Consider the following 24,792-nt stretch of genomic DNA (forward strand, 5'->3'; position numbering starts at 1 on the left):
CACACGCGGGGTGAATCGGAGGAGCAACCAGGCCTGCGCAGACAAGATACGGCTCAGGCGCGCATCCACATAATCATACGAGGCTGGACATCTACCATCCGCCGAGCCAACGTCGCGGGACACACGTCCGTTCTCGCGGGGAAAGCAGATCCTTCGCCGGCACCAAAGTTTGGCGGGTCGCCGCATCGTCCGGCGTCCCTGTTCCGATCGCGATCCACCACGACCCGCTTTCCCCAATTTCCGGATTGACCACGATCCGCGGCGGGGCGCGACCGGGGCGCAAGCACTGCGCGGTCCAACGTGAGATCCGGCGGGCCGGCAACTCCGTTCACGTTTCGTCATCAATCCCCAACTCCTTGCCGCGGGGCGCTTTGTAGAGACACCCGCCTCCCCGCGCGCCGCCGTTCGCGCTCCCGCGCACCCGAATCCGGCGAATCACGGCAGAAGCGCCTGTGCGGAAGTTCGCGGTTTTCGTATCGTTTCCCTTGACACGGAGGCGCAGGAAAACGGAGATTCCCACGGGAAAACTGCGTTGGATGGTGCATGCCTCACGTGGAGGTCGGATGGCACGCCACAACCGCGAGGGCGAGGGAGAAGACCAGCACGGCCGCCGGTACATCATCGGCTACCAGCCAGACTGGCTTCAGCAGGTAAAGGTGGCGCGCGGGCTCGACAACGGGCGCCAGAGCACCAAGATCCTCATCCGCAACTCCGAGGTGCCCCTGGGCGACCCCGGGCCGCGGGTGCGCACCCACATCGCCGCCCCGGAACTGGGGATCGACGTGGAGGTCACGCTGCGCGACGAGGGCGGCGTGGTGCGGCGCATCATCGTGGAAACCGTGGTGCCCGAGGGCGAGGAGCGCGGAGAAACGGTGTCGTTCATCGTTTCGCGCATTCCCGAAGCGCGCCGCGACGGCCGTGGACTCTGAAGGGCGGGGCCGCCCGGCCCCGCCGCGTCGCACGTTCCCCCGCCCGCGCACTCTCGCATGATGCTGGTCATGGCGGTGCAGTCCGCCATTCCGCCCGACAACCGCCTGTTGTTCGTGGTGAGCGTGGTGGTGGTGGCCAGCGTGGTGCTGTTCACCGCCGGCGTCATCGTCACCCTGCTGCGCCGCTCCGACCGCCGCCGCGCGGAGGAAGAGAAGCTGGCCGCCATGGGCACGGCCACCGCGCGCATCCTGCACCAGATCAAGAACCCCCTGCAGACCATCGTTCTGCACGCAGACCTGCTGCAGAACGACCGCATCGTCAGCGACGCCGAGCAGCGCCGCGAGGTGGCCGACGCCATCATCGGCGAGTCGCAGCGGCTGGTGGACATGCTGGAGGAACTGTCCGTCTACGCGTCCGGCGCGCAGCGCTCCATGAACCGCCAGCCGGTGGCGCTGGACGAACTGGTGAAGCACGTGGCCGCCCACGAGGCCCGCGACGCGGGCGACAGCGGGCTGCTGGTGGACACCTCGCGGATGGATCGCGCGGTGGTGCTGGCCGATGCCTACTATCTGCGCCAGGCCATCGACAACCTGGTGCGCAACGCGCGCGAGGCCATGGCGGAGCAGGAGGGCGCGCGGCTGGCTGTTTCGGTGGAGCGCGATCCGGCCGGGGCCGTCGTCCGCGTGGCCGACAACGGGCCCGGGATTGCCGCGGACAAGCTGGAGCGCATCTTTGAGCCGTTCGTGTCCACCAAGGGCAAGGGCATGGGGCTGGGACTGGCCATCTGCCGCGAGATCGCCGAGGCCCACGCCGGGCGGCTGGACGTGGACAGCACGGTGGGGCAGGGAACGACATTCACGCTGCGGCTGCCGCTGCACGGCGACGGGGTAACGACGGGCGCGCTGCCCGGGCTGGCGCCGGAACCACGAGGGATGGGAACATCATGGAACTGAACGGCGTTTTCGCCCCGGCCACCACGCCGTTCGATCCGGTGACGGGCGAGGTGGACGTGATCGGGATGCGCGCCAACGTGCGCCGCTGGCTGCGCGCGCCGCTGGCCGGCGTGGTGCTCTTTGGCTCCACCGGCGAGGGCGTGCTGCTGGACGAGGACGAAAAGGTGCGGCTGACCGCCGCCACCCGCGACCTGCTGGACAGCGGGCAGCTGCTGCTGGCCGGCACCGGCGCGGAAAGCACGCGCGCCGCCATCCGGCAGACGCGCGCCGTGGCTGAGGCCGGCGCCGACGCCGTGCTGGTGCAGCCGCCGTCGTTCTACAAGCCGCTCATGACCCCCGCGGCGCTGCGCGACCACTACCGCGCCGTGGCGGACGCGTCGCCGGTGCCCGTAATCCTGTACCAGGTGCCGCCGCGCTTCAGCGGGGTGGAGTTGGAGCCCGGGCTGGTGCACGAACTGGCGCGGCACCCCAACATCACCGGCATCAAGGATTCGTCGGGCGACCAGCGCACGCTGGGCAACCTGGTGGATGCCTGCCGCGGCGGCTGCGACGTGCTGGCCGGCAGCGGCGCTATCCTGTACGCGGCGCTGGAGATGGGCGCGGTGGGCGGCATCCTCGCCGTCGCGCTGCTGATGCCGGAGGAGTGCGCGGAGCTGTGCCGTGCCTTTGCCGAAGAGCGCTTCGCGGACGCCGGGCGGCTGCAGGAGCGGATTGCGCCGCTGCACAAGGTGGTGGTGGGCGAGCTGGGGATTCCGGGGATGAAGGCGGCGCTGGACGCGCTGGGAATGCAGGGCGGCGAGCCGCGGTCGCCCATTCAGGCGCTGCGCAACCGCGACGGGGGCAAGCTGGCCGACGCACTCGCCATCGCCGGCATCCTGCCCAACCCCATCGCCGCCCCGGCTGCCTGAGTCGAGAAGGCGGCCGGCGCGCCTCGCCGGGGATGACGGGCGTTCGGCGCTGGGCGGATCGGGGTTCCGCGTATCATCCCCCCGGCGGCAGTTGATCAACACAAACAGCGTGGGGCCGCGATGAACGCGGCCCCACGCTGTTTTTCATCCACCGAAGCCGGAACTACCTGCGCGGATCCAGGCCGTTGGTGGGCGCGAAGCCGCCGCGGTTGTAGCCGGCGTACCCGCGCTCGTTGGGCCGCTGCTGCCCTGCCTGCGGGATGTAGCGACCCTCACCGCGCGCGCCGGGCGCATGGCCGTAGCCGCGGTCGTACTCGCTGCCGTAGCGCAGGCCCACGCTGTTGCGGTTGTACTGGCCCAGGAAGCGGCTGTCGCCGTGCACGCCGCCGTTTTCCACGTGCCGGTACTGCGCGTCGTACCGCCCGCCGCGCGGCATGCCCTGGGTGCGGGGGCGCTGCACGCGGCCGTGGTGCATGGGGTGATGGTAGATGCCGCCGGCGTCGTAGCTGCCCGGGCCTTCGTCGTAGATGCCGTCGAAGCCGCCGCTGGACTGCAGGTCGCGCTCATGCGCCTGGCGGTACCAGCCGTACGCGCCGTGGCGGTTGTCGGGCGTCATCCGCTGGCCGTGGTACTCGCCGTCGGCCCAGTTGGGGTCCATGGGGTGCGGCTGGCCCCACTGCGGTCCCATGGGATAGCCGCGGTAGTACGGATCGTCATAGTGCCTCATCAGGCCCTCCTCTGGTTCATGCCGTGCGTGATCTTGCCGGCGGTCACCAGCGCAAGAAGCCTTCCCGCTGGCGATCCAGCACGGAGTTGGGGTTGATTCGTATGGGTCCCTTGGATTCGTGCGGGCCTCAGGCCGTGAGGGCCCCTCCCCCGGCCCCTCCCCGTGCAAACTGCGCACGGAGAAGGGAGAACGACAACTCAACCCGATCCGGATGGTGCCGCTCGGCGGAGAGGGCCCCCCTCTCCCCGGCCCCCTCCCCCGCTCCGCGGGAGAAAGGCAGACCTCAGCGTGGGGGCTGAGGGCGATGCGGGTCGGCGGGTGTCGCCCGGCGGTTGAAACCGCGCCTCGAAAGACAGGAAGTCCGCCTCCGCGGACTGCGCCCGCAACCAACATGCTCGTACCCCACGCAGTTGAAGCCCCGAACCGGACGCGCCAGCGGCCGGTGTCGGGGCTTTGCGCTTGTGGAGCGGCGGATTCATCCGCTCAACAGGTGCCCGGCGGCGCAGATCTCGGGACCGCATGCCGAACCCTCCGCCCCGACAACCCTCCCCCAGTCTTTTTTGGGGGAGGGTGGGCGAGTAGTACGAGCCCGGGTGGGGACCGCCCGCGATCTCCCGGTTTTGCACCGCACATCATCCCCGCCTACATTCCCGCCCTTCGCCTCCGCAGCCCCGATCCGCGCGCCGTTCATGCCGCTCAAGCTCGTTCAGGTCGATGCGTTCGCCGACCGCATGTTCTCGGGAAACCCCGCCGCCGTCTGCCTGCTGGACGCGCCCCGCGACGCCGCGTGGATGCAGTCCGTCGCCATCGAGATGAACCTGTCGGAAACGGCGTTCCTGGAGCCGCGCGGCGACGAATGGGGGCTGCGCTGGTTCACCCCCGCCGTCGAAGTGGACCTTTGCGGACACGCCACGCTCGCCAGCGCGCACGTGCTCTGGCAGGACGGCCATCTCCCGGAATCCGCCACCGCGCGCTTCCACACCCGCAGCGGCCTGCTGACCGCGCAACGCGACGGCGAGTGGATCTCCATGGACTTTCCCGCCAAACCCTCGCAGCCCTCGCCCGCCCCGGACGGGCTCGCCGAGGCGCTGGGCGCGGAGCCGGTCGCCATCGTGCGCAGCCACTTCGACTTCGTGGTGGAACTCGAATCGGAGGCCGTGGTGCGCGGCCTGCGGCCGGACCAGGCGCGGCTCGCGGGCGTGGAGGCGCGCGGCGTGATCGTCACCGCGCGGGGGGAGAACGGCGAGTACGACTTCGTATCGCGCTTCTTTGCGCCGCGCGTGGGCGTGCCCGAGGACCCGGTCACCGGCTCCGCGCACTGCGCCCTCGCGCCGTACTGGGCCGCCAGGCTGGGCCGCGAGCGGATGACCGGCTATCAGGCGTCCGCGCGCGGCGGCGTGGTGCGCGTGCGGGTGGAGGGCGACCGCGTGCACCTGGGCGGTCAGGCGATCACCGTGATGCGCGGCGCCCTGGTGGACTGAACGAGGAGGATCGGACGATGAACGACATTTCCAGCCACACAGGCCCTCCGCTCGCCGCCGCCGACGGGACGCGCGACGTGCCGCTTCCCGCCATGACCGTCCGCGAGGTGGCGGGACGGACGCAGGTGTCCAGCGGCGGGCCGTGGGAGGAATCCGTCGGCTACGTGCGCGCGGTGCGCACCGGCCCGCACATCCACGTCGCGGGGACGACGGCGACGGATCCCGAGGGCGAAATCGTCGGGGCGGGCGATGCGTACGGGCAGGCCCGGTACACCTTTCTGAAGATCCGGGCCGCGCTGGAGCTGCTGGGCGCGGGGATGACGGACGTGGTGCGCACGCGCATGTTCGTCACCGACATCGGGCGATGGGAGGAGTTCGGCCGCGCGCACGGGGAGTTCTTTGCGGGCGGCGGCGCCCGGCCCGTGGCGACGATGGTGGAAGTGGCCAGGCTGATCGACCCCGCCATGCTGATTGAAATCGAAGTGGAAGCGTATGTCGTTGCGCAATAACGACATGGGTCATTGCGGCGACTTCATCTGATTCCGTAGCAGGTGTAAGACTCTGGCGTGAGGCGGCGCCTCGTATTATCATGCCCCCCACGCAACTGAACGCCGTGTACGCGCCGCCCCCGTGCCTGCGGGAAGCCGTCGCGCGTTCGTATCCGCAACATGCACCCGGAGCGTCAGTTACACCCGCCGCAGTTCGCAGGCACGTCAGGCAGTTTCCGTTCGATTTCCCGGCCGCATCCGCATCCGGGGACCTCACCGAAAACGGCAAACCCGTCGAAAGCCGGGGACGCAAAGCCACGAGGCTACCGCGCGCGCTCCACGCGCCGCTACGCCAGTCGGGCCGCCGACGAGATCACGCAATGAAATCCTCGCTCTTCCCCGCCGTGCGCGTCGCCGCCACGGCACTGGCCCTCGTTGTCCTCGCGCTTCCCGCGAAGGCACAGGCGCCCACCGCCTCCATGTTTTCCGCCAGCGCCGGCCTCCTGAGCCCCCGGGGCCGCACCGCCGAGGCCGGACGCATGATGGTGCCCGTGCAGGGCATCACCCGCGAGCAGCTTCACGACACGTACACGCAGTCGCGCTCGCAGGGCCGCACCCATCACGCCATCGACATCCATGCGCCGCGCGGCACGCCGGTGATGGCCGTGGCCGAGGGCACCATCCGCAAGCTGCACATCAGCGGGCTGGGCGGCACCACCATCTACCTGATGGACGACGACGGCCGCACCCGCTACTACTACGCGCACCTGGACAGCTACGCGCAGGGGCTTCACGAGGGGCAGCGCGTGCAGCGCGGCGAGGTGATCGGGTACGTGGGCGATACGGGGAACGCGCAGCCGGGCGACTGCCACCTGCACTTTTCCGTGGCCATTCTGCAGAACCCGTCGCGCTGGTGGGACGGCGAGAACCTGAATCCGTACGACCTGCTCAAGCCCGTCGGCCGCTGAGCGTTGCCGGTTGATGAAAGCGCCCCGCCCGCATTGCCGGGCGGGGCGCTCGTGCGTCGTGGATGAACGGCGGCCCGCCGCGTGCAAAAGGTCCGCACAACCCTGGAGCGAGGAGACGCATGCGGCGGCTGGTGCTGTTCGACATCGATGGAACCCTGCTGAACGCCGGCGGTGCCGGCAAGCGCGCCGTGACGCGCGCGCTGCGCGAGGTGTACGGCGAAACGGGGCAGGTGGAGCGCTACAACATGGCCGGGCGCACCGATCCGCAGATCCTGCGCGAGGTGCTGGGGCAGGCCGGGCTGGACCGCGCGCGCATCGACGCGGGGATGGACGCGTTCTGGGACGTGTACATCCGCGTGCTGCGCGATACGCTGGATCCCGCCACCGTGCATGCGCTTCCCGGCGCGGCGGCGCTGGTGGACCGCGTGGAGTCGGAGAACGACACCGTGCTCGGCCTGCTGACGGGAAACGTGCTGGAAGGCGCGCGCATCAAGGTGGACGCGGCGGGGCTGGGCTTTGACCGCTTTCAGGTGGGCGCGTACGGATCGGACCACGGCGACCGCGCGGAGCTCCCCGCCGTCGCCGTCCGCCGGGCCAGGGATCGCACGGGCGTGGAGTTCTCGCGCAAGCAGATCGTCATCATCGGCGACACGCCGTTCGACATCAGCTGCGGCGAGGCGCTGGGCGTGCGGACCATCGCCACGGCCACGGGAACGTACAGCCGGGATGAGCTCGCCGAATGCCATCCGGATCATCTGTTCGCGGATCTGGCGGATACGGAGGCGGTGTGGAGGGCGATCGTGGATTGAGGGAAGTACGAAAGTGCGGAGGTACGAAAGTACGGAAGTACGAGAGTGCCCAGTGCTCAGGGTCTGGGGCCAGTGATGCACGTCGGGGTGCAAGCCCGAACCGCGTGAGCGACTGACGTTGCCGCTACAACGCGGGTGAAGCCTCCACGATACTGCTGTGAGCTTCACCCGCATTGAATCCGGAAAAGAAAGCCGGAGTCTGCGCTCGCGCTGAGGTCTCCCTTTCTCCCGCGGAGCGGGGGAGAGGGCCGGGGAGAGGGGGCTCTCTCCGACCGCGCGGCACCGTCCGGGACCAAGCTGAGTTGCAGTCCTCCCCTCTCCGTGCGGCAGTTTGCACGGGGAGGGGCCGGGGGAGGGGCCTCCCGGCCCGGCGCCGGGCGAGCATCCGTGACCGCGAGTGGTGGCTTCCGGGTCCTCGCGGTGTCGAACCGGATCGCGCAGATTGCACGGGCGGCTCCGGTCCGGTGCAGACGCGAAGGGCGCGCATTACTTTCCTCGCTCCAACCCCGCTCCATCCATCCAATCCATCCCTGGATCACCCGTGAAACCTCGCTTCACACTCCTGGCCGCCGCGCTTGCCGCGGGGTCGCTTTCCGCCTGCGCCGTGGCGCGTGGTGCGCCGGCGGACAATCCCCGCCTGGCGCAGCTGTACGAGCAGGACCAGGCGGACCGCACGGGTACGACGGTGCTGGGCCCCGAGGTGGACCGCCGTGACGCCGAGCGGCGGCGGGAAGCGCGCGCCCTGCTGGATTCGTCGAGGGTGCGCACCGCGGCGGACCACTACCACGCCGCCATGGTCTTTCAGCACGGGTCCGATTCCACAGACTTCCGCCTGGCGCACGAGCTTGCCAAGCGCGGTGAGGAGATGGGAAACGACCGGGCGCGGTGGCTGGCCGCCGCCTCGCTGGACCGCTGGCTGCTCAGCACTGGCCAGCCGCAGCGCTACGGCACGCAGTACCTGGAGCAGGGCGGCAGAACGTACCTGCAGCCCATCGACAGCACGGCGGTGACGGATGAGGAACGGCGCCGCGCCGGGGTGGAGACGCTGGACGGCATCCGCGCCCGGCTCGCGCGGGTGAACGGGACGGCGGAAGGCTCACTCGCCCCGCCCCCCGCCCGCGCGGAAGCGGATGAAGGCCCGCGCGTGGAACTGGTGGGGACGGTGGCGGATCTCGCCCGGCAGGTGCGCTACCCGGAGGCGGCGCGCGCGGCGGGAATCACCGGCCGCGTCCGCGTGCAGCTTACCGTGCAGCCGGACGGCACGGTGGGCGAGATCTTTGTCGTGGACGGGCTGGGGCACGGGGTGGACGAGGAGGTTCTGCGCGTGATGCGCGCCGCCCGCTTCACCAACCTCACCGGCGAGCCCCATGAGATCCGCATGGTCATCCCCGTGGCGCCCTGACCTGATCGAGATCAGCCGGGCGCTGGCGCAAAACGAACGAGAGGGCTCCCGCGCGGATTGCACGGGAGCCCTCTTTCATCGGTCAGGCGCGGGGCCGGCGGTCATTCCTCGCCGTCGTCCTCTTCCTCGTCGCCCGCTTCGTCTTCGTCGCCGTCATCCACCTCCGCGGCGAAGTCGCCCGGGCCGCCGGCGACCGCCAGCACCCAGGACGGCGGCGTGCGGCCGTGGCGCACGAACAGGCCGCGGAACAGCTCGGCGGCTTCGCGCACGGCCTGCTTGCGCCCGTCGTCCAGGCCCCAGAGCAGCAGTTCCAGCACGGCGGCCGCCTCCGCGGGCGGGAGCGCGTCGTCCGGGCGGCCGGCCAGCCCCTCGCGCAGGTCGCGGGCGTAGAAGCGCTTCCAGAGCCGCAGATTGCGCTCGTACGGAACCGAGCCGTCCACGAACTTCTTGGTCGCGCCCACCTTGGCACCGGCGCGCGCGGCCACTTTGCGCAGCGACGTACGCGCCACCTGCGCGCGCACGTGGTCACGGATCCGGTCGATGGACGGATCGGGTACGCGGTCGCTCATGCGGTCCTCCGGGGCCGGAGAACCGAGGCGCTGCGTGCACTTTGTTTAACTTGGTTTGGATTACACTCTACAGATTAGTGCCGCTTTTTGGGACAGGCAAGACGCGGAAGTGCCAAGTTCTGAACTTATACAGAATAGACACCCCGCCGTCCCCCCTGCCGCCGTCCCGCGCGTGGCCGATCCGGAGCGCCCGCGGTGGAAGAAAATGAGTGGATTAGCCACCTGTGGCGGATTCTGGATGCCTCGCGCCCGTCAGAGCAGGGTGAGCGCCGCCGTCAGCGCCGAAAGGAGCGCCGCCGCCGCCGCGAGGCCCAGCGCCAGCGCCGACCGCCGCTCGGCCGCGGCGCCGGTGGTGCGCGCGGACTCCGCGGCCGTGGCGCCCGCCGCTTCCACGGTGCCGCGCAGCTGGTCGATGCGGGTGAGCGCGTCGGCCTGGGCGCGCTGCACGCGCCGCAGTTCCTCCGTCATCGACGTCACCGCGTCCTCCACCTCCACCAGGCGCGAGGCGAGCGCCGACAGCTCTTCGTCCAGCTCCGGCCCGGGGCGCGCGGCGGCCAGCGCCGCCATGGACGCCGCGTCGCCGAACAGCGTCTGGTCCATCACCCGCTTGGCGCCCAGCACTTCTTCCATGCTGGATTCAAAGTGCCGCTGCCAGATGCGCTTTTCCGCGTCGTCGCCCGGCTCGGCGATGGCCATCTGCGCGGCCTTGAGCACGGCGTTCTTGATGTCGCCGCCGGTGCCGGGGTAGCGCGCCGCCAGCGCGCGGAAGTCCACGTCGTCGCCCAGCGGCGTCTTGCGGGCGTGGATCTGCACGCGCCAGATCATTTCCCGTTCGTCCGGGCCCGGCTGCTCGAACAGGATGTGCGTGCGGATGCGCCGCTCGAACGCCGGGTCGAAGTTGGCGGCCAGGTTGGTCGCAAAGATGACGACCCCGCTGAACTCCTCCAGTTCGCGCAGGAGGACGTTGACCACAGCGTTGGCCTCGCGCTGGTAGCCCTGCTCCACGTTGCTGAAGCGGCGCCCGGCGATGGCGTCGGCCTCGTCAAAGAAGAGCACGGCGTCCTGCTCGGCCGCGGAGGCGAATACGGCGGCCACGTTCTTGGCCGTGGCGCCCGCCCACTGGCTTTCCAGTTCGTTGTAGCGCACCACCAGGAGCCGCTTGCCCAGCGCGTGGGCGATGGCCTCGGCGCAGACGGTTTTGCCCGTTCCCGGCGGCCCGGCGAAGTTGAAGGCCAGCCCCAGCCCGCTTTCGTGCCGCTCGCCCAGTCCCCACTGGTTGAAGATCACGTCGTGCTTGCGGATCTGCACCAGCGCGTTGTCCAGCGAGCGGCGCGTGGCCGGCGGCAGGACGACGTCGGCGAACGTGCGGCGCGGCAGGTGCGCGGTGGCCAGGTCACGGCGGTCCTGCCCAAAGAGCAGGTCGCGCAGGGAGTTGCCCATGCAGGTGCTTCGGGAATCGGGTACGGCCGCCCTCGCGCGTGTCCGGAACGGGCATCGCGGGGCGGCTCAGCGCGGGTGGATTGCAAGAGCTTCGCCGGGGGTTGGTTTCCGGTGCTGCTCGTGCGGATGGATGCATGGAGAGCGGGGAACTGCAGAGCCGTGCGTTCCGGATGGTGTAGCGCGGCGGCTGGCAGCCCTCACCCCCCGGCCCCCTCTCCCGCAAGCGGGAGAGGGGGAGACCTCAGCGCCGGGGTGGGTTCGGCGCCGGGCGGCGGGCGCGCGTCCGGCGGCTGAAACCGCGCCTTGAAACGCGCGGCGTCCGCCTGCGCGGACTGCGGGTGTCGGTGCGATGTGGTTGAAGCCCCGATCGTGGACGCGTCAGCGGCCACGAGTCGGGGCTTTCCGCTGTTTGAGCGGCGGATTTATTCGCTCAACAGACTCGGCTTACGCGCCGGCCTCCGCTCCCGCGCACCAATCTCCGCTCCCGCGCGGGGATCTCCGCTCATGCGATGACCCCCGCTTCCGTACTGATCTTTGTCACGCGACGGCCTCCCGCCGCCCGCACCGAACTCTCCGCCCCAACAACCCTCCCCCAGTCTTTTTTGGGGGAGGGTGGGCGAGTAGTACGAGCCCGGGTGGGGGCCCGCCGTTGCGCCCCTACCCCTGCCGCACGCTCTCGCCCGCCATGATGTCCGCGGTCACGCGCTCCGTGAGCTCCTCCTCCGGCTCGGCAAGCCGCTTCCGCTTCCAGTCACCGCGCGCATATACGGCCAGCGTCACCAGCACGGTGATCGTGTACGTGATGGGGAACGCCCACCAGATCCCGCGCGACCCCATCGCCGTGTGCTTGCTCAGCACGTACGACAGCGGAAACTGCAGCACCCACTGCGACATCAGCGTCAGCATCATGGTCATCACCATGTTGCCCGACGCGCGCAGCACGCCCGTCATGCACAGCTGCGCGCCCAGAAAGCCCCATGACAGCGCGATGGTGCGCAGAAACACCGTTCCCGCCGCGATCACGTCCTGGTCGCCGGGCACGAAGAAGCCCACCAGCTGCGGCGCCAGCGCGAACACGATTACCCCGAACGCGGTCAGGATCCCGAAGCCCAGCCACGCCCCCAGCCGCCCGATTTGCGCCGCCCGCTCGATGTTGCCCGCGCCGATGTTCTGCCCCACCAGCGTGGAAACCGCCATCGACAGCCCCATCGCCGGAATCATCACCACCTGCAGGATCGTGCTTCCCACACCGTATGCCGCCACCGTCAGCGTGCCGAAGCTGGTGATCAGAAAGGTCAGCACCGTCAGCCCCAGCGCGCGCGCCGACTGCTCCACCGAAGCGGGCAATCCCAGAAAGAAGGCGCGCTTGATGTACGCCAGGTCCGGCCGGAAGTCGCGCCACGCCAGGTGCACACCGTGCCGTCCGCGCAGCAGCACGATCAGCGCGATCACCGCGGCCAGGCTCTGCGTGCCCACCGTGGCGACCGCGGCGCCCATCACGCCCATGGCGGGAACGGGGCCCCATCCAAAGATGAACAGCGGGTTCAGCGCAAAGTTCAGAATCACCGTCCCCAGCACGATCAGCACGGGAAAGCGCGCCTCGCCCACGCCGCGCATGATCGACTGGAACATGAAGAAGAAGAAGTTGAACACCAGGCCGATGAACGACATGCGCATGAAGCCCAGCGCGCCGACGTACACTTCCGGCGCCACGCCCATCAGCTTCAGCAGCGAGGGCGCGGCGATGTAGCCCGCCGTCCCCAGCACCGCGGACACGATCACCACCATCAGCAGCGTCTGCGCGGCGATGTGGTTCACCATCTCCTGGTTGCGCGCGCCATAGTACTGCGCGATCAGCGTGGAGCCCGCGATCGCCAGCCCGGCGCCCACCGCGATCGTCAGGAACACCACCGGCGTGGTGACGGACACGGCCGCCACCGCCGCGCCGCCGAGCCGTCCCACCCAGAACGCGTCGTTCAGCTGATACGCCGCCTGAAGGATGTTGGCGGCGGCGATGGGGATTGCCAGCGTGAGAAGAGAGCCCAGGATGGGCCCTTCCAGCAGATTGCGAGACTGTACCTGTGCCATGCCCGGCTACCGATGCGGGAAGGCGGAACGCGTGCCGCGCGCCGCCGGAATTCCGGATTCTCCGTCCCGCGGCGGGCAATACTCCTGCCACTCAGGGCGCGCGCCGTCCGCGGCGGTGGGCGGCGGGAAGCACGCTTCCTGCTCCGCGGCGTTACCTGTTTTCATCGCGACTTCCGGCCCGGACTCATGACTTCCGTTCCCGACACAGCCGCGCCGGCCCGGCGCTTCCGCGTGCCGCCGTCCGCGCTCGTCGTCCTCGTCTCCATGGCGGCGTTCATGGGGCCGTTCACGCAGACGGTGTACACGCCCATCCTTCCGGACCTGGGCCGCCGCTTTCACACCTCCGTCTTCGTGGTCAACCTCACGATCTCGCTCTTTACCGTCGTACTGGCGGTCATGCAGATCGTCTACGGGCCGCTGACGGACCGGCGCGGGCGGCGCGCGGTGCTCGTGCCCGGGCTGGTGCTGTACGCGGTCGCGTCCGTCGCTTGCGCGTTTTCGCCCAGCGCGCCGGCGCTGCTGGCCAGCCGCGCGCTCCAGGCCGTGGGCATCGCCGCCGGCTCCGTCGTGGCCACCACCGTCATCGCCGACCTGTTCACCGGCGCCGCGCGCGGCCGGGCGATGGGGACGTTTCAGATGCTGGTGGCCATGGGGTCGGTGATCGGGCCCGTAGTCGGCGGGGCCGTGGCGGTGCACTTTGGCTTTCGCGGCATCTTTCTCCTCTTGGCGGCCATTGGCGTCGTGCTCGCGCTGGCGCAGATGGCGCTCCTTCCCGAGACGCGCCCCGACGGCATGGGCGAGCCGCGGCGCATGCGGCTGGCCGATTTCGCGCGCATCCTCGGTGACGCGCGCGGGTCGGCGGTCATCCTGCTCGGCATCGTGCAGTACTACGCCTACTACTGCTTTCTCGTCTTTCTCCCCGAAATCCTCCGCGAGCGCTACCGGCTTACGGCGGACCGGACCGGGCTCGCGTTTCTTCCGCTGTCGCTCGGCGTGGTCATCGGCAGCTTTGCGGGCGGACGGCTGCAGGCGCGATTCAACGGGCCGCGCATGCTGGTCGTCACTTCGCTGCTCAACGCGGCGTCGCTGCTGCTCTTCATCTTCCTTTCCGGATGGTCGCTCCCGGCGCTGCTGGTCGGCGGCGGGGTGTTCGGGCTGCTGCTCGGCCTGTCGCTCCCGGTGCAGACCACCATCCTGGCCGACGCCTTTGTCCGCGACCGCGCGACGGCCATTGGCGTGTACAACTTCGGCCGCTATCTCGGCATGGCCGCCGGGCCCATGCTCGGCGCAGTCCTCTTTCACCGCGGGGGCGTGCCGCTGCTCTTCGGGTTCGGTGGATTGGTATTCGCCGCCTCCGCCTGGATCGCCAGTCGCCGCATGGCCTTGGCCCCGACCGCCTGATCGCGTTCCGTAGAAGCTCGCCCTCTGCGCGGGCTCGCCGTGCCGCGCGTGGGCTGAGTCCATGAACAGACGCGCAGCAGACAGGTGTGCCGGCGGGCCTCGTCGCCGACGCGCCGCCTTCCGTGCGTCGGATGGCGTGTTCTGAGGATGAGGATGGATGATGAACAGCCGCGCGCACCGCGATCCATCATCCGGGAAACCGAAAGGTGTCCTCTCCCAAAATGCGGATGAACTCAGCGCGGTCGCCTGCCCGCGGCCCCGCCCGCGCAGTGCCGCGCGGCATTCCTGGCGCATGGTGCGGGATTGGCGGATGATGTTCATCGCCGAACACGAACCTGCCGCCTGACGAGAGCGTGCAAGCAACGGCGAATTCCTTCGCTCCTGGAGCGGACTCGCCGCCGATCACCATGCTCACTCCGCGACGGGCACCGGCTGACGAGCTCTGACGAACAGATGGCCAACGCACGGCTGTCGAACGCACATCATCAACAACACGAAAGAGATACGGATGCTGCTGAACGGAAAGGTCGCGCTGGTTACCGGCGCGTCGCGGGGAATCGGGGCCGCCATCGCGCGGGAACTGGCTGCGCAGGGCGCGGCGGTGGGCGTCAACTATTTCAGCAGCCAGGCCGCGGCGGATGATGTCGTCGCGTCGATCCGCTCAGCCGGCGGGCGGGCAGTCGCGCTCGCCGCCGACGTGCGCGACGCCAGCGCCGTCCGCGTGATGGCCGATCGTGTAGCAGAGGAGTTCGGCGGCGTGGACATCCTGGTCAACAACGCGCTCCACAACTACCGCTTCGACCCCATCGCCAACGTCCCCTTCGCGCGGATGGAGTGGAGCGGCTTTCAGGACCAGATCGACGGAACCGTTCACGCCGCCGTGAACACCTGCCAGGCCGTGCTCCCGCACTTTCGCGCGCGCGGCGGCGGGCGGATCATCAACATCCTCACCAACCTGATCACCAATCCCGTGGTGCAGTACCACGCCTACACCACGGCCAAGAGCGCCATGCTCGGCTTCAGCCGCAACCTGGCGGCGGAACTGGGGCCGGAGAACGTCACCGTCAACATGGTCGCGGGCGGGCTCATCATGACCACCGCCGCGTCGGAGCCCACCACGCCGGAAGTGCAGGAGATCGTGCGCGGCTCCACCCCGCTGCGCCGGCTGGGCCAGCCCGACGACATCGCGCGCGCCGTCGCCGCCCTCGCCTCGGACCTGATGGGCTTCGCCACCGGCCAGTACATCGCCGTCGACGGCGGCCTCACCATGCCGTGAACCGCCGCCGCATGCACCCGTGGCGGGTGCGCGGTATCGTCGATGACAGACGGGCCTCTGAGGCTTCCACCAGATCGTGTGGCGGTGCCGCTGGCCGGCGCCCGTGCTGAGTTCATCCGCATTTTTGGGAGGGGACGCCTTTCGGTTTTCGGGCGGGGATCCGGGGCGTGCGCGGCTGGTCATCATCATCCATCCCACACCCGACGCGCCATCCGCCACACGATGGGCGGCGTGACGCGCGGGAGCCTGCCGACACACTACCTGCCGCGCGTCTGTTAGCGGATTATGGGTGCGCGGGCAGTGTGGGATGCGCGCCGGACCGATCCGGGCGGCTGATCGAGCGGTGGCGGATGCGGGATGATCAGCGCGGGAATGACGATCGGCCCGGCACCCTGAGCGGGGGCCGGGCCGATCGTCATCCATCCACAAACGACGAACTGCCTATGCGGCTTCGTCGGGGAGCGAGGCGCGGCGGGCGGGGGTGCGGCGCAGCGAGTCGAGCTGGGCCATGTCATCCTCCCACACGGACTTGAGGATAGGATGCCGCTCCATGTACTCGCGCAGCCCGCCGACCAGCGCATCCAGGTTTACCCCCTCGAAGTCCTCCGCGAAGCTGGCGGTGATCGCCTGCCCGTCATCGGCGAGCGCGTCGGTGGTGCTCTGCGCATCGCCCAGCCACACCACGCGCCCGTCCTGAAACTGAATGCCCACGCGCGTGCCGTCGGTGGCGTAGCGCAGCGCGCCCTCCCAGGGCATCACGTCGTGGATTTCGCGCCCGGCCGCATCGGTGCGGGGGAGGTAGAAGCGGTCGGGAAGGCGGATTTCGCGGGTTGCAGACATCTGGACGGCGGGGTGAGTCGGGTTGGTGCGTGAGGGCCGGTCCCCATACGAAAACGGGGCGCCCGCGGGCGCCCCGGACCGTCAGGCGAGGGAAGAAGACGTTTCGGGGCGCGTGGGGGACGCGGGGTCCCGGGGCGCCGCGTTGAACGATTCCGGCTGAATGCGCTCCAGCTGCGCGCGCACCTCCACAAAGCGCTGCGCCTGCGCCACCAGCCCGCGCCGCTCCAGAAACGCGTTCAGGTGCTGCATGACCGAGCAGAGCGAATCCATGCGTTCCTCCACCCGCCGCAGCCGCCGGATCTCGCGCACAAGCCGAAGCCCCGCATCGGGATGCATGGCGGCGATGTAGCGCTGGTCCGCCTCGGAGATGTCGACCTCGCGCTCCACCACGTACCGGAACTCGCTGTCGGATTCGGGGGCGTGCACCACCACGCGCGCGCTTTCGCCCGTCACGTAGTCCAGCACCACCTGCGGCTCCCAGGGGCCGGGGGTGGCGTCGCAGGCCAGCGCCTCGATCTCGTACAGTTCCTGGTCGGACGGCGGAATGTGCTTGGCCATGGGCGGGAGTGCGTGGCCGGGGCGCTGGGCGCGGCGGCCGGTGGGACTGAGGAGCGGTGCGGGAGCGGACGCGTGGGCGGCCGGACCGCCAAGCTTGCGGAAAGCGGGCGGGGTACGCAAGGGTTTCGGGCGCGCTTCGGGCGATGGTGGTGCGTGCGGTGGCGGATTCCGGGTAGATGAGGATGGATGCGCGCGGCGTGGTACGACGGATGCGGAACCGCCCCGATCCGAGGACTGAAATCATCCAAACGATTCTGCCCGAAAGGTGCCGATGTTCAGGCTGCGCTCCCTGTCCGCCCTGGTTCTGACCGCCGGTTTCGCGCTGGCCGCCTGCGATGGTTCCGGCGGGCACCAGGTGCCCGATGAAGAGAACCAGGCCACCAGCCGCCCCGATTCCATGTCGGCGGGCACCAACATTCCGCCGGTGCTGCCGCCGGCGGGCACGGTGAACCCCAACGCCCCGTCCGGCCCCGGCACCGATCCCAATGCCGACAGCACCGTGCAGACGCAGGGGGCCACGGGCGGTCCGGTGCAGAGCGGCGCGACGGGCCCCGTGGGGAACGCGACCGGGCAGACGACGGCGGATTCGGCGAAGCAGTAGCCGACGCGGCGGCCTCACGCGGACTGGCACGACCGCCGACCCCCTCACCGGAACAGACCGGGAGCGCCGGAGCGTGGCGGAAGGCGTGAGGCGTTTCGGAAGGACCTGTCGCGCCCAGGCATTCTGGAGCGAATAAATCCGCCGCTCCAACAGCGGGAAGCCCCGACACGACGCCCACAGGCGCCGTTCGGGGCTTCAACTGCATACAGCGGGTTTTGGGACGAACGCCACGGTCTGGACCCCGTACCCGGTGCTCCCCCTCCCCCGCTTGCGGGGCGAGGGGGGAGCCCGCCGCCACGCCAAACCATCCGATCCGCACGATACTGGTGTGTGCTCCCTCTCCCACATCGGTTCGTGGGAGAGGGTCGTCGTGCGCAGCACGCGGGGTGAGGGCCCCCCGCGGTGGTTATTTCGGCGGGGTGACGCCGATGCCGGCCAGGGCGCGGCCGTAGAGCGCCGCCAGATCGCGCAGCAGGTTGGCGGGATCCCACGTGCCCCCGCGCTGAATGAGCGTGAGCGAGGCGAACAGCGCCGCGTCGTACACGCTGGAGCGGTCCACCGTGAACTCCACCTCCAGGTTGCGCGCCGTCTGGACCGCGCGGAACACCACGCCCGTGGGCCGGGCCTCGCCGAGCGCCGCCAGCGTGGGCGCGCGCAGCCCCGCCATCGCCGATTCCACCGTGCCGTCCAGCACCAGGTGATGCGCGGAAAAGGTGAGTTGGTGCTTCTCGAAGGCGGCAGACGGGGCGGCGGTCTTCAGCCAGTTGCGGCCCAGCGCCAGCGGCTTGACGATGGTGGCCGGATCGCGCAGGTCGGGGTCCAGCGTGGTCCACTGCACCCCGTCAAAGGTGAAGCGGTACACGCCGCCGGGCCCCAGTTCCGCCACGATGGCCGACGCCAGCGAACCGGACGGATCGTCGTCCACGTGCACGTCGGCGAGCGCCAGGCCCAGCGGAGCGAGCGCGGTGAACAGCCCCGCCGCCAGCGCGTCCCGCTGCGGAAGCAGCGCAGCCGCGGGGGTGGTGAGGGTGCCTTGGTACTCCAGGGTGCTTTCGGCGATTTCGGTCTGCGGCATCGGGATCGGCGCGGGGGTGATGGATCGAGCGCGCATCCTACCCGTTGCGCGCGCCGATCACAAGCGGGAGCGCCGGCATCCGGGGTGCGGGATGCCGTCGAGGAACGGGATGATGATGATGCGAGGACAGCGGAGGCTCGTGCGGCCGCCGGCGGGGGCCCTCACCCCGCGTGCTGCGCACGACGACCCTCTCCCACGAACAAATGTGGGAGAGGGAGCACACACCAGTGTCGTGCGGAGTGGATGGTGCGGCGCGGGGGGAGAGAGGCCCTATCTCCGACCTTTCCCCATAAACCAGGGGAAGGAGACCGCAGCGCCGGGGCTGGTTCGGCCCGGGGCGGCGATACCCGCCCGGCGGTTGAAACCGCGCCTCGAATAACACGATGTCCGCCTCCGCGGACCGGGTTCGATCAACGATGTCTATGCCGCAATGCAGTTGAAGCCCCGAACGTGGACGCGACAGCGGCCATGTGTCGGGGCTTACCGCTGTTTGAGCGGCGGATTCATCCGCTCTCGCACGGGTGGGGGCCGCCGTGGAGCCTGTCGCGATCGCATCACGGGTGGCGGAATGCGTGTTTTCTCATCCTCTCCGTCCAGTATCTCCCGAACGGATGGCGAAGATGTTGCAAGCGCAAGGATGTGGACGAAATACACGCGTTGCAGGAACCTTCGCCCGAAGTGCTCATGACCGCATCCGTCCTCACCCGCCCCTCGCGCACGCTCCCGGCCGGCGCGCGGCTGATCGCGCTGGCGCCCGGTGCGGCGTACGCGGTGCGCGTGCTGGCCTCCGCCGCGGCGGGGGCCGCGCTGGGCACGCTGGCGTCCGACGGCGTTGATCCATCGCAGCGCATCGTGAGCGGCGCGGCGGCGCTGGCGGACGGCATCGTGGCGCACGCACTGGATGCGCCCGGCGCGCCGTCCGGCGACGCGCTGCGCACATCGGCACAGGAAGTGGCGCGGCTGCTGGATTCCATGCGCATCCGCCTTCCGCACAGCGCGGCGGAAATGATGCCCTCCACCGACGATCCCCCGCTGGCGCTGGCCCAGGAGTGGCTGCAGGAAGCCGCGCTGGAGCGGCACGCGCACGCGCTCATGCTCCTCATCCACCCCCGCTACGCCATCGTGCTGGGCGTGCGCGCGCTGCACCCGGCTGAGGCGCTGGGGCGCGCGGCAGAGCGCGTTCTGGCCGCCGCCGAGGCGTGGGCCGCGCACGACGAGCTTCTGGAGATGGAAACGGAGGCGGCGTACTGGCTGGGCGAGCGCTGGAGCCAGGCCGCGGACGACGAAAGCGAGCGCGCGGCGCGGTCCATCACCCGGCGGATGGAATGGGCGTTCGCGGAGCGGCCCACGCTGGCGGCCGGGCAACCCATCCTGCGGCTGCTGCTGGATGCGCCCGAGTCCGCGCACTGGCCCGCGTCCCGGCGCGCCGCGGCGGAGGCGCTGGTGGCGTCCATCCCCGGCGCGTGGCGCGTCGTGCGGCGCACGGGGGACGAGACGGCGGACGTGGTTTCGCTGCTCGATGGGCGGGAACTGGTCATCCGCGATCCGTACGGCGAGGCGCTGCCCGGCCGCGTGCTGATGGGGCGCGCGCTTCCGTCCGCTGGCGGGGAATACGTGTTCGCGCTGTCGACGGAGCTGGTGGCGGAGTGCTCGCCCGGGGACCTGCGCGGGCTTACGGCGGACGTGCGGGCGTTCGCGGGGACGGCGCACCTGCCGACCGCGCTTGCGGTGGAGGCGACCATCGCGGATGGATTGTTCGGCGCGCGCATCCCGCGCCCGGTGCCGCCTGCGGAGGATGCGGACGACGCCCTGGCCCGCATCGACGAAGCGGGCGACCTGCTGCTGCGGCGCGGCGTGGCGCAGCGGCTGGACGCGTCCGCGTCTGACGCGTCTCCGGGAACGACGCTGGATCTGCTCGCGATCCCGGACGATCCCGCCGTGGGGGCATGGATGCGCGCGCTGGCGGACGCTGCCCACGCGGTGAGCCGGCATCGCTGAACCGCCGTTTCACACGGAGGTCACGGAGGATGCACGGAGGTCACGGAGGGGCGGATGATCATCATCTGCTCCTTCGATGCACTGCGTGGATGGCGGTGGATGGTGTATCTTGGGATCGATCCCCATTGTGAACCCCGATCGGAGTCCGTTCGTGAACGTCAGCCAGCTGGTTCTTCGCCATCGCATTCCCACGCTCCCGGACGACGCGGAGCAGATCGCGGCCCACCTGACGGAGGCGGGATATGAGGGTGTGCGCATCGTCCCGCTCGCCGAACTGCTGAAGCCGATCGTGGTGGCCCGGGTGGAAGAGGTGACGCAGCACCCCAACGCCGACCGCCTGCGCATCTGCGTGGTGAACGATGGCGGCGAGCAGCCGCTGCAGATCGTGACGGGCGCGCCCAATGTGCGGGCCGGCGCGTACTATCCCGTGGTGCGCACGGGGGTTACGCTGCCCAACGGGACGAAGATCAAGCGAGGCAAGCTGCGCGGCGAGGAGTCGCAGGGAATGCTGGGCTCGGCGGATGAGCTGGAGCTGGGCACCGACCACGCGGGGCTGATGGAACTGCAGGGCGAGCCCGCGCCCGGCACGCCGATCGTGGAGGTGATTCCCACGCCCGGTGTCGTATTCGTGATGGATGGCAAGGACACGCTGGACGACGTGATCCGCAAGCTGGGCGGCGAAGTCCCCGACCCGCCCGCCGCCGCGGAGTAACCCGCCCCATCCCGACGAGAAACGCCCGCCGCGATCCCATGGTCGCGGCGGGCGTTCTTCATCTATTCCCAGGCGTCAGCTGGCGCAGAGTACCCGTACGTCGCGCGCGAAGCGCCATGCGGCGGAGCGTGTCTTGTGCGTTCTCACGCGCCTGAGCGCCACCTCGAAAGTGACTCGCGCGTCGTGACGCCGGAGCGCACCGCAGGACGGTGTCTCGCTCGTCCCCGCCGCCGCGACTCCGTGGAGAGCGCATGCTGTGGCCGCAATAACGCCCAATGGCGTCATCCTGAGCGAGCGTGCGCGGAGCTTTCCCCGGGGCCGAGTCCTGCGCGAGCGAAGGATCTACCATCCGCCAAGCCAACGTCGCGCCACGCGAGCCCGTTCTCGCGCGGAACGTAAACTTTCGTCAGCGCGTGGATTCGGCGCCGTGGAAAGAGCCCTCGGTGCCTCCAGGATGGCACCCGGCGCCGCCATCCGCCGTACCTATTCCCTATTCCCTATTCCCTATTCCCTATTCCCTGCCGTTCGTCGCCCATCCCCCCGGTACCGCTCCACCCCGATCCCCAGCACGTACCGCGTATACCCGTTCTCCGGATCGCGGCCGCGGCGCAGGTCGCGGTCCACGGCGCCCTCGCCGCGGTTGTACGCCAGCAGCGCCAGGTTCAGGTTCTGGTACTTGTCGATCAGCCGCCGCAGGTAGCCGAACCCCGCGCGCAGGTTGGGCTCCGGCTCCATGATGGCCTCGCGCGATGTCATCCGCCGGTCCAGCCAGCGCGCGGTGGATGGCATCAGCTGCGTCAGCCCCAGCGCGCCGGCGTGGCTGCGCGCCCGCGGGTTGAACCCGCTTTCCGCGCGCACCAGCCGGAAGCCGAGCTCCGGATCCAGCCCCTCGGTTTCCGCCGCGCGGTGGATGGTGCGCGCCAGCTGCGGCGAGATGCCGTACCGCATGGGCGAGGTGAACATCCCGCCGCGCCCCAGCTCCGTAAAGCGGTGCGCCTCGTCGCGCAGCCACCGCCAGAACTGCTGCCCCGCCGTCTCGTTCGCGGGGGCGGCCGGCGCGGGCGCGGCTTGCTGCGCGCACAGCACCGGGGTCCAGGCGCACAGCGCCACGAGGGCCAGCAGCACGGGGGTGCGCCGGCCCGCGCGGGCCGGCGTACGGGTTGCCGTGGAACTCACGTCGTCGTCTCCCTGTTCCGGGTTCCGCCTTCAAGGAAGCCGCACAACGTGGCCGCCGCGCCGAGCCCCGTCAAGCAAACGCGCGTTCGAACGCGGGTAGTGCAAAGCCTACGGGATAGAGCTAAGTGCTTTAACGGCACTGCCAGCCGCGGTTGCCTAGCCCCACTCCACCCGTGCCTGTGGGGCAGCGGTTTGGCAGGCAAACAGGCCGGTGCCCATCGTGTGGTGGATCAGGTATCGCAGAGGGCGGCCCCGGCATCCCGCGCCTTAGTTGGGGTGTGGTCGGACCTGCACGGAGCTCAAGCGGCTAGGTCGAAAGGAAGGTCGCTGATGTCACGCAGACGTTGGCTGGTTACCAAGGTTTCGACTTCTTCGGCCGGATAGTCGAATCTTGAATGTGAGCTCAGAGCTGCACGCAACTCGCGGAGAGCAAAATGGTACGTGCAATCCACATCTCCAGTCCCAAGTGCGATTGAGGTGATTCGCGCCGGCAAGGGCTCTGCGGTAACAACGATGATACGCGGTGTAGTTCCCTTCCGGTTCCGAACCAAGTTCAACGCCTCTGTACGTGTATTCTGGGCTCGGTCACTCCGGATAGTCCATTTGCACGAAATGCTTGCGTGCAGAAAAGCCAGCTTTTGGTTTGCCGAACGAAACGGGGTCAACGTAGCGAGCCCGGCCCCGGGCTCGACAAGCATCTGGTGCTGGTTGATTTCCGAGTCGTCAACAGGTTCACGCGCCACGGTGATGTCAGGCGTAATAAAATAGTCCTGCCCGAGTATGTCCCGGATCTCGGGGTGGGCGCTAGCTAGTCGGCTCAGCTTCGACAAGTGGGCATATTGTTCAAAAGCTGCGATTCCTAGCTTCGCTTGGCTTGTCGAAAACTTCCACTTGCCCGGCCGAAGGTGAGCGAGAAGCGGGAATGATTTGCTAAGAAACTCGCAAGTGCGCTTCCCGAACTCTGAACCTGCGCGTTGGGCAGTAGGAGGGTGAAGACAGAAGGGAGCCCCGATCTGCTGCGCTAGCGCATCCGCGATAGCGATACTCATTTTGGAACTCGAATCCGCGTTGGTGTAGCCTTTTGAGGTACCGCCACGCAGTCCGAGGATCTCGCTGCAGATACCCCGGTGATATTCCTTCCGCAGATCCTCGATCAGCATCGCTCACCCTGGGTGGATTCGGCCAGCACTAAGGACGGTTATTCTATTCTCATTCAGTGGCTGGGAAAAGGTGCCATCCCGGCAGACCACAATCCGCCACTGCACGAACAAGATCGTGTAAGGCTAAGTTCTTGCGCATCTTCCGATTGCGGTCTTGAAAATCGGCCTCTCTGCACCCATCTTTCCCCCGTTCACCCCCAGTCCTCCTGAGTACCGGATAGCCAGATGCTGACGTCTCTAGAGATTTGCGCTGGCGCTGGAGGCCAGGCGTTGGGGATCGAGCAAGCTGGTTTCAACCACGTGGCCTGCGTTGAGGTTGATCCGTTCGCCGCAGCTACGCTAAGAAAAAACCGCCCGGGCTGGAATCCGCTTGAGATGGATGTGCGTGATCTGCGGGCCCGGGACTACCGCGGCGTCGACCTGTTCGCGGGGGGAGTGCCTTGTCCCCCATTCTCGATTGCTGGGAAGCAACTCGGGGCTGAGGATGAGCGCGATCTTTTCCCGACGGCGCTCCGGCTGATTGAAAAAGCAAGGCCGAAAGCAGTCATGTTGGAGAATGTGAAAGGCCTTTCCGGTTCGCGTTTTTCGGATTACAGACGGGATGTAGTCGCTAGGTTAGAGCGGATGGGCTACCGGGTGGATTGGAGAGTGCTAAACGCTTGCAACTACGGCGTACCCCAGCTCCGCCCACGGTTCATTCTCATCGCGCTGCGCCCCCGCGCGTTCGCCCGGTTCGCATGGCCGGAGCCGGTAGGAGTTCCCCCGACTGTGGGAAGCACGCTACGTTCCGCTATGGCGGCACGGGAGTGGGCGGGTGCAAACGCATGGGCGGAGGTAGCCTCAGGCATCGCCCCTACGCTCGTTGGCGGATCGAAAAAGCACGGCGGGCCAGATCTCGGGCCAACCCGGGCTAAAGCCGCGTGGCGTGCAATGAGGGTAGATGCTATGGGCCTCGCCGACTTACCTCCCGGGCCAGATTTCCCCATCGATGGTGCGCCGAAGCTCACCGTCTCTATGGCCGCTGAGATTCAAGGCTTTCCCCGTGAGTGGGAGTTCGCGGGACGGAAAACGGCCGCTTATAGACAGGTAGGGAACGCGTTCCCGCCGCCTGTTGCAGAGGCTGTCGCAACCTCTATCCGGGATGCGCTCACGGGAAAAGGCACGGCGCGAGCCCGGCCGCGCAAATCTGAAGTGCTCACGCTAGATGTGTGAGTATTACCGGGTTGGCATTG

General features: G+C 69.2%; 24 protein-coding genes and 1 riboswitch. Of the genes, 15 read left to right on the top strand and 9 right to left on the bottom strand.

Annotated features, from left to right (window positions below):
• Positions 1–563: 563 nt before the first annotated feature.
• From HNQ61_RS10160 to HNQ61_RS10170, 3 genes are read left to right on the top strand one after another with little or no spacing between them, the layout of a single operon-like run.
• Positions 564–929 (top strand): hypothetical protein, encoded by a 366-nt coding sequence (locus HNQ61_RS10160; RefSeq protein WP_170034252.1) that lies wholly within the window; start codon positions 564–566, stop codon positions 927–929.
• Between the two features lie 57 nt (positions 930–986).
• Positions 987–1,883: a sensor histidine kinase gene (locus HNQ61_RS10165; protein ID WP_170034254.1), complete on the top strand. Its 897-nt coding sequence runs from the start codon at positions 987–989 to the stop codon at positions 1,881–1,883.
• A complete protein-coding gene (locus tag HNQ61_RS10170) occupies positions 1,874–2,791 on the top strand; it encodes a dihydrodipicolinate synthase family protein (protein ID WP_170034256.1) in 918 nt (305 codons plus the stop codon). Before HNQ61_RS10165 ends, HNQ61_RS10170 begins: the two co-directional genes overlap by 10 nt.
• A gap of 163 nt (positions 2,792–2,954) precedes the next feature.
• On the opposite strand, the gene HNQ61_RS10175 is transcribed toward HNQ61_RS10170, so the two are convergent.
• Positions 2,955–3,518 carry a hypothetical protein gene (locus HNQ61_RS10175; protein WP_170034258.1) on the bottom strand — a complete coding sequence of 188 codons (564 nt, stop codon included), beginning with the start codon at positions 3,516–3,518 and terminating at the stop codon, positions 2,955–2,957.
• Positions 3,519–4,207: 689 nt separating this feature from the next.
• Here HNQ61_RS10175 and HNQ61_RS10180 point away from each other — a divergent pair.
• From HNQ61_RS10180 to HNQ61_RS29550, 5 genes are all read left to right on the top strand, one after another.
• Positions 4,208–4,999, top strand: coding sequence for a PhzF family phenazine biosynthesis protein (locus tag HNQ61_RS10180; protein ID WP_170034260.1), 792 nt, complete (start codon positions 4,208–4,210; stop codon positions 4,997–4,999).
• A gap of 92 nt (positions 5,000–5,091) precedes the next feature.
• On the top strand, positions 5,092–5,508 hold the full coding sequence (locus HNQ61_RS10185) for a RidA family protein (RefSeq protein WP_170035933.1): 417 nt from the start codon (positions 5,092–5,094) through the stop codon (positions 5,506–5,508).
• A 253-nt stretch (positions 5,509–5,761) separates the two neighbouring features.
• A riboswitch (cyclic di-GMP riboswitch) is annotated at positions 5,762–5,856 on the top strand.
• An 11-nt stretch (positions 5,857–5,867) separates the two neighbouring features.
• On the top strand, positions 5,868–6,455 hold the full coding sequence (locus HNQ61_RS10190) for a M23 family metallopeptidase (protein WP_170034262.1): 588 nt from the start codon (positions 5,868–5,870) through the stop codon (positions 6,453–6,455).
• 119 nt (positions 6,456–6,574) lie between these two features.
• On the top strand, positions 6,575–7,264 hold the full coding sequence (locus HNQ61_RS10195) for an HAD family hydrolase (RefSeq protein ID WP_170034264.1): 690 nt from the start codon (positions 6,575–6,577) through the stop codon (positions 7,262–7,264).
• Positions 7,265–7,805: 541 nt separating this feature from the next.
• Positions 7,806–8,666, top strand: a complete 861-nt coding sequence (locus HNQ61_RS29550; RefSeq protein ID WP_170034266.1) for a TonB family protein — start codon at positions 7,806–7,808, stop codon at positions 8,664–8,666.
• A 101-nt stretch (positions 8,667–8,767) separates the two neighbouring features.
• Here the strand turns inward: HNQ61_RS29550 and HNQ61_RS10205 are convergent, their stop codons facing one another.
• The 3 genes from HNQ61_RS10205 to HNQ61_RS10215 all read right to left on the bottom strand — a co-directional run bounded on the left by HNQ61_RS10205 (position 8,768) and on the right by HNQ61_RS10215 (position 12,763).
• Positions 8,768–9,235, bottom strand: coding sequence for a hypothetical protein (locus HNQ61_RS10205; protein WP_170034268.1), 468 nt, complete (start codon positions 9,233–9,235; stop codon positions 8,768–8,770).
• Between the two features lie 252 nt (positions 9,236–9,487).
• A complete protein-coding gene (locus HNQ61_RS10210; protein WP_170034270.1) occupies positions 9,488–10,675 on the bottom strand; it encodes an ATP-binding protein in 1,188 nt (395 codons plus the stop codon).
• Positions 10,676–11,332: 657 nt separating this feature from the next.
• A complete protein-coding gene (locus tag HNQ61_RS10215; RefSeq protein ID WP_170034272.1) occupies positions 11,333–12,763 on the bottom strand; it encodes an MATE family efflux transporter in 1,431 nt (476 codons plus the stop codon).
• Between the two features lie 186 nt (positions 12,764–12,949).
• Here HNQ61_RS10215 and HNQ61_RS10220 point away from each other — a divergent pair, with 186 nt between their 5' ends.
• The 3 genes from HNQ61_RS10220 (at position 12,950) to HNQ61_RS10230 (ending at position 15,440) form a co-directional block, all read left to right on the top strand.
• Positions 12,950–14,164 (top strand): MFS transporter, encoded by a 1,215-nt coding sequence (locus HNQ61_RS10220; protein WP_170034274.1) that lies wholly within the window; start codon positions 12,950–12,952, stop codon positions 14,162–14,164.
• 157 nt (positions 14,165–14,321) lie between these two features.
• The gene (locus HNQ61_RS10225) at positions 14,322–14,510 is read left to right on the top strand and encodes a hypothetical protein (protein ID WP_170034276.1); all 189 of its coding nucleotides are present in this window, start codon (positions 14,322–14,324) and stop codon (positions 14,508–14,510) included.
• A 162-nt stretch (positions 14,511–14,672) separates the two neighbouring features.
• Positions 14,673–15,440 (top strand): SDR family oxidoreductase, encoded by a 768-nt coding sequence (locus tag HNQ61_RS10230; RefSeq protein WP_170034278.1) that lies wholly within the window; start codon positions 14,673–14,675, stop codon positions 15,438–15,440.
• A gap of 441 nt (positions 15,441–15,881) precedes the next feature.
• Here the strand turns inward: HNQ61_RS10230 and HNQ61_RS10235 are convergent, their stop codons facing one another.
• Entirely contained in the window at positions 15,882–16,280 is a 399-nt protein-coding gene (locus HNQ61_RS10235) for a hypothetical protein (protein ID WP_170034280.1), read from the bottom strand.
• A gap of 81 nt (positions 16,281–16,361) precedes the next feature.
• On the bottom strand, positions 16,362–16,838 hold the full coding sequence (locus tag HNQ61_RS10240; RefSeq protein ID WP_170034282.1) for a hypothetical protein: 477 nt from the start codon (positions 16,836–16,838) through the stop codon (positions 16,362–16,364).
• 271 nt (positions 16,839–17,109) lie between these two features.
• Between HNQ61_RS10240 and HNQ61_RS10245 the strand changes: the two genes are divergently transcribed.
• Entirely contained in the window at positions 17,110–17,439 is a 330-nt protein-coding gene (locus HNQ61_RS10245; protein ID WP_170034284.1) for a hypothetical protein, read from the top strand.
• Positions 17,440–17,845: 406 nt separating this feature from the next.
• Here the strand turns inward: HNQ61_RS10245 and HNQ61_RS10250 are convergent, their stop codons facing one another.
• Positions 17,846–18,514: a hypothetical protein gene (locus HNQ61_RS10250; RefSeq protein ID WP_170034286.1), complete on the bottom strand. Its 669-nt coding sequence runs from the start codon at positions 18,512–18,514 to the stop codon at positions 17,846–17,848.
• A 684-nt stretch (positions 18,515–19,198) separates the two neighbouring features.
• On the opposite strand from HNQ61_RS10250, the gene HNQ61_RS10255 reads away from it, so the two are divergent.
• Positions 19,199–20,512: a hypothetical protein gene (locus tag HNQ61_RS10255; RefSeq protein WP_170034288.1), complete on the top strand. Its 1,314-nt coding sequence runs from the start codon at positions 19,199–19,201 to the stop codon at positions 20,510–20,512.
• A 151-nt stretch (positions 20,513–20,663) separates the two neighbouring features.
• On the top strand, positions 20,664–21,224 hold the full coding sequence (gene ytpR / locus HNQ61_RS10260) for a YtpR family tRNA-binding protein (protein ID WP_170034290.1): 561 nt from the start codon (positions 20,664–20,666) through the stop codon (positions 21,222–21,224).
• A gap of 504 nt (positions 21,225–21,728) precedes the next feature.
• Here the strand turns inward: ytpR and HNQ61_RS10265 are convergent.
• Positions 21,729–22,400 (bottom strand): transglycosylase SLT domain-containing protein, encoded by a 672-nt coding sequence (locus tag HNQ61_RS10265; RefSeq protein ID WP_170034292.1) that lies wholly within the window; start codon positions 22,398–22,400, stop codon positions 21,729–21,731.
• 299 nt (positions 22,401–22,699) lie between these two features.
• A complete protein-coding gene (locus tag HNQ61_RS10270; RefSeq protein ID WP_170034294.1) occupies positions 22,700–23,560 on the bottom strand; it encodes an NgoMIV family type II restriction endonuclease in 861 nt (286 codons plus the stop codon).
• Between the two features lie 225 nt (positions 23,561–23,785).
• Here HNQ61_RS10270 and HNQ61_RS10275 point away from each other — a divergent pair, with 225 nt between their 5' ends.
• Positions 23,786–24,772 (top strand): DNA cytosine methyltransferase, encoded by a 987-nt coding sequence (locus HNQ61_RS10275; protein ID WP_170034296.1) that lies wholly within the window; start codon positions 23,786–23,788, stop codon positions 24,770–24,772.
• Positions 24,773–24,792: the final 20 nt, after the last annotated feature.

It is taken from the genome of Longimicrobium terrae (assembly GCF_014202995.1).
GTDB classification, from domain to species: domain Bacteria; phylum Gemmatimonadota; class Gemmatimonadetes; order Longimicrobiales; family Longimicrobiaceae; genus Longimicrobium; species Longimicrobium terrae.

Coding starts and splice junctions, on each gene's coding strand:
- HNQ61_RS10160 (WP_170034252.1), top strand. CDS start 564: ATGGCACGCCACAACCGCGAGGGCGAGGGAGAAGACCAGCACGGCCGC.
- HNQ61_RS10165 (WP_170034254.1), top strand. CDS start 987: ATGATGCTGGTCATGGCGGTGCAGTCCGCCATTCCGCCCGACAACCGC.
- HNQ61_RS10170 (WP_170034256.1), top strand. CDS start 1,874: ATGGAACTGAACGGCGTTTTCGCCCCGGCCACCACGCCGTTCGATCCG.
- HNQ61_RS10175 (WP_170034258.1), bottom strand. CDS start 3,518: ATGAGGCACTATGACGATCCGTACTACCGCGGCTATCCCATGGGACCG.
- HNQ61_RS10180 (WP_170034260.1), top strand. CDS start 4,208: ATGCCGCTCAAGCTCGTTCAGGTCGATGCGTTCGCCGACCGCATGTTC.
- HNQ61_RS10185 (WP_170035933.1), top strand. CDS start 5,092: ATGACCGTCCGCGAGGTGGCGGGACGGACGCAGGTGTCCAGCGGCGGG.
- HNQ61_RS10190 (WP_170034262.1), top strand. CDS start 5,868: ATGAAATCCTCGCTCTTCCCCGCCGTGCGCGTCGCCGCCACGGCACTG.
- HNQ61_RS10195 (WP_170034264.1), top strand. CDS start 6,575: ATGCGGCGGCTGGTGCTGTTCGACATCGATGGAACCCTGCTGAACGCC.
- HNQ61_RS10205 (WP_170034268.1), bottom strand. CDS start 9,235: ATGAGCGACCGCGTACCCGATCCGTCCATCGACCGGATCCGTGACCAC.
- HNQ61_RS10210 (WP_170034270.1), bottom strand. CDS start 10,675: ATGGGCAACTCCCTGCGCGACCTGCTCTTTGGGCAGGACCGCCGTGAC.
- HNQ61_RS10215 (WP_170034272.1), bottom strand. CDS start 12,763: ATGGCACAGGTACAGTCTCGCAATCTGCTGGAAGGGCCCATCCTGGGC.
- HNQ61_RS10220 (WP_170034274.1), top strand. CDS start 12,950: ATGACTTCCGTTCCCGACACAGCCGCGCCGGCCCGGCGCTTCCGCGTG.
- HNQ61_RS10225 (WP_170034276.1), top strand. CDS start 14,322: ATGATGAACAGCCGCGCGCACCGCGATCCATCATCCGGGAAACCGAAA.
- HNQ61_RS10230 (WP_170034278.1), top strand. CDS start 14,673: ATGCTGCTGAACGGAAAGGTCGCGCTGGTTACCGGCGCGTCGCGGGGA.
- HNQ61_RS10235 (WP_170034280.1), bottom strand. CDS start 16,280: ATGTCTGCAACCCGCGAAATCCGCCTTCCCGACCGCTTCTACCTCCCC.
- HNQ61_RS10240 (WP_170034282.1), bottom strand. CDS start 16,838: ATGGCCAAGCACATTCCGCCGTCCGACCAGGAACTGTACGAGATCGAG.
- HNQ61_RS10245 (WP_170034284.1), top strand. CDS start 17,110: ATGTTCAGGCTGCGCTCCCTGTCCGCCCTGGTTCTGACCGCCGGTTTC.
- HNQ61_RS10250 (WP_170034286.1), bottom strand. CDS start 18,514: ATGCCGCAGACCGAAATCGCCGAAAGCACCCTGGAGTACCAAGGCACC.
- HNQ61_RS10255 (WP_170034288.1), top strand. CDS start 19,199: ATGACCGCATCCGTCCTCACCCGCCCCTCGCGCACGCTCCCGGCCGGC.
- HNQ61_RS10270 (WP_170034294.1), bottom strand. CDS start 23,560: ATGCTGATCGAGGATCTGCGGAAGGAATATCACCGGGGTATCTGCAGC.
- HNQ61_RS10275 (WP_170034296.1), top strand. CDS start 23,786: ATGCTGACGTCTCTAGAGATTTGCGCTGGCGCTGGAGGCCAGGCGTTG.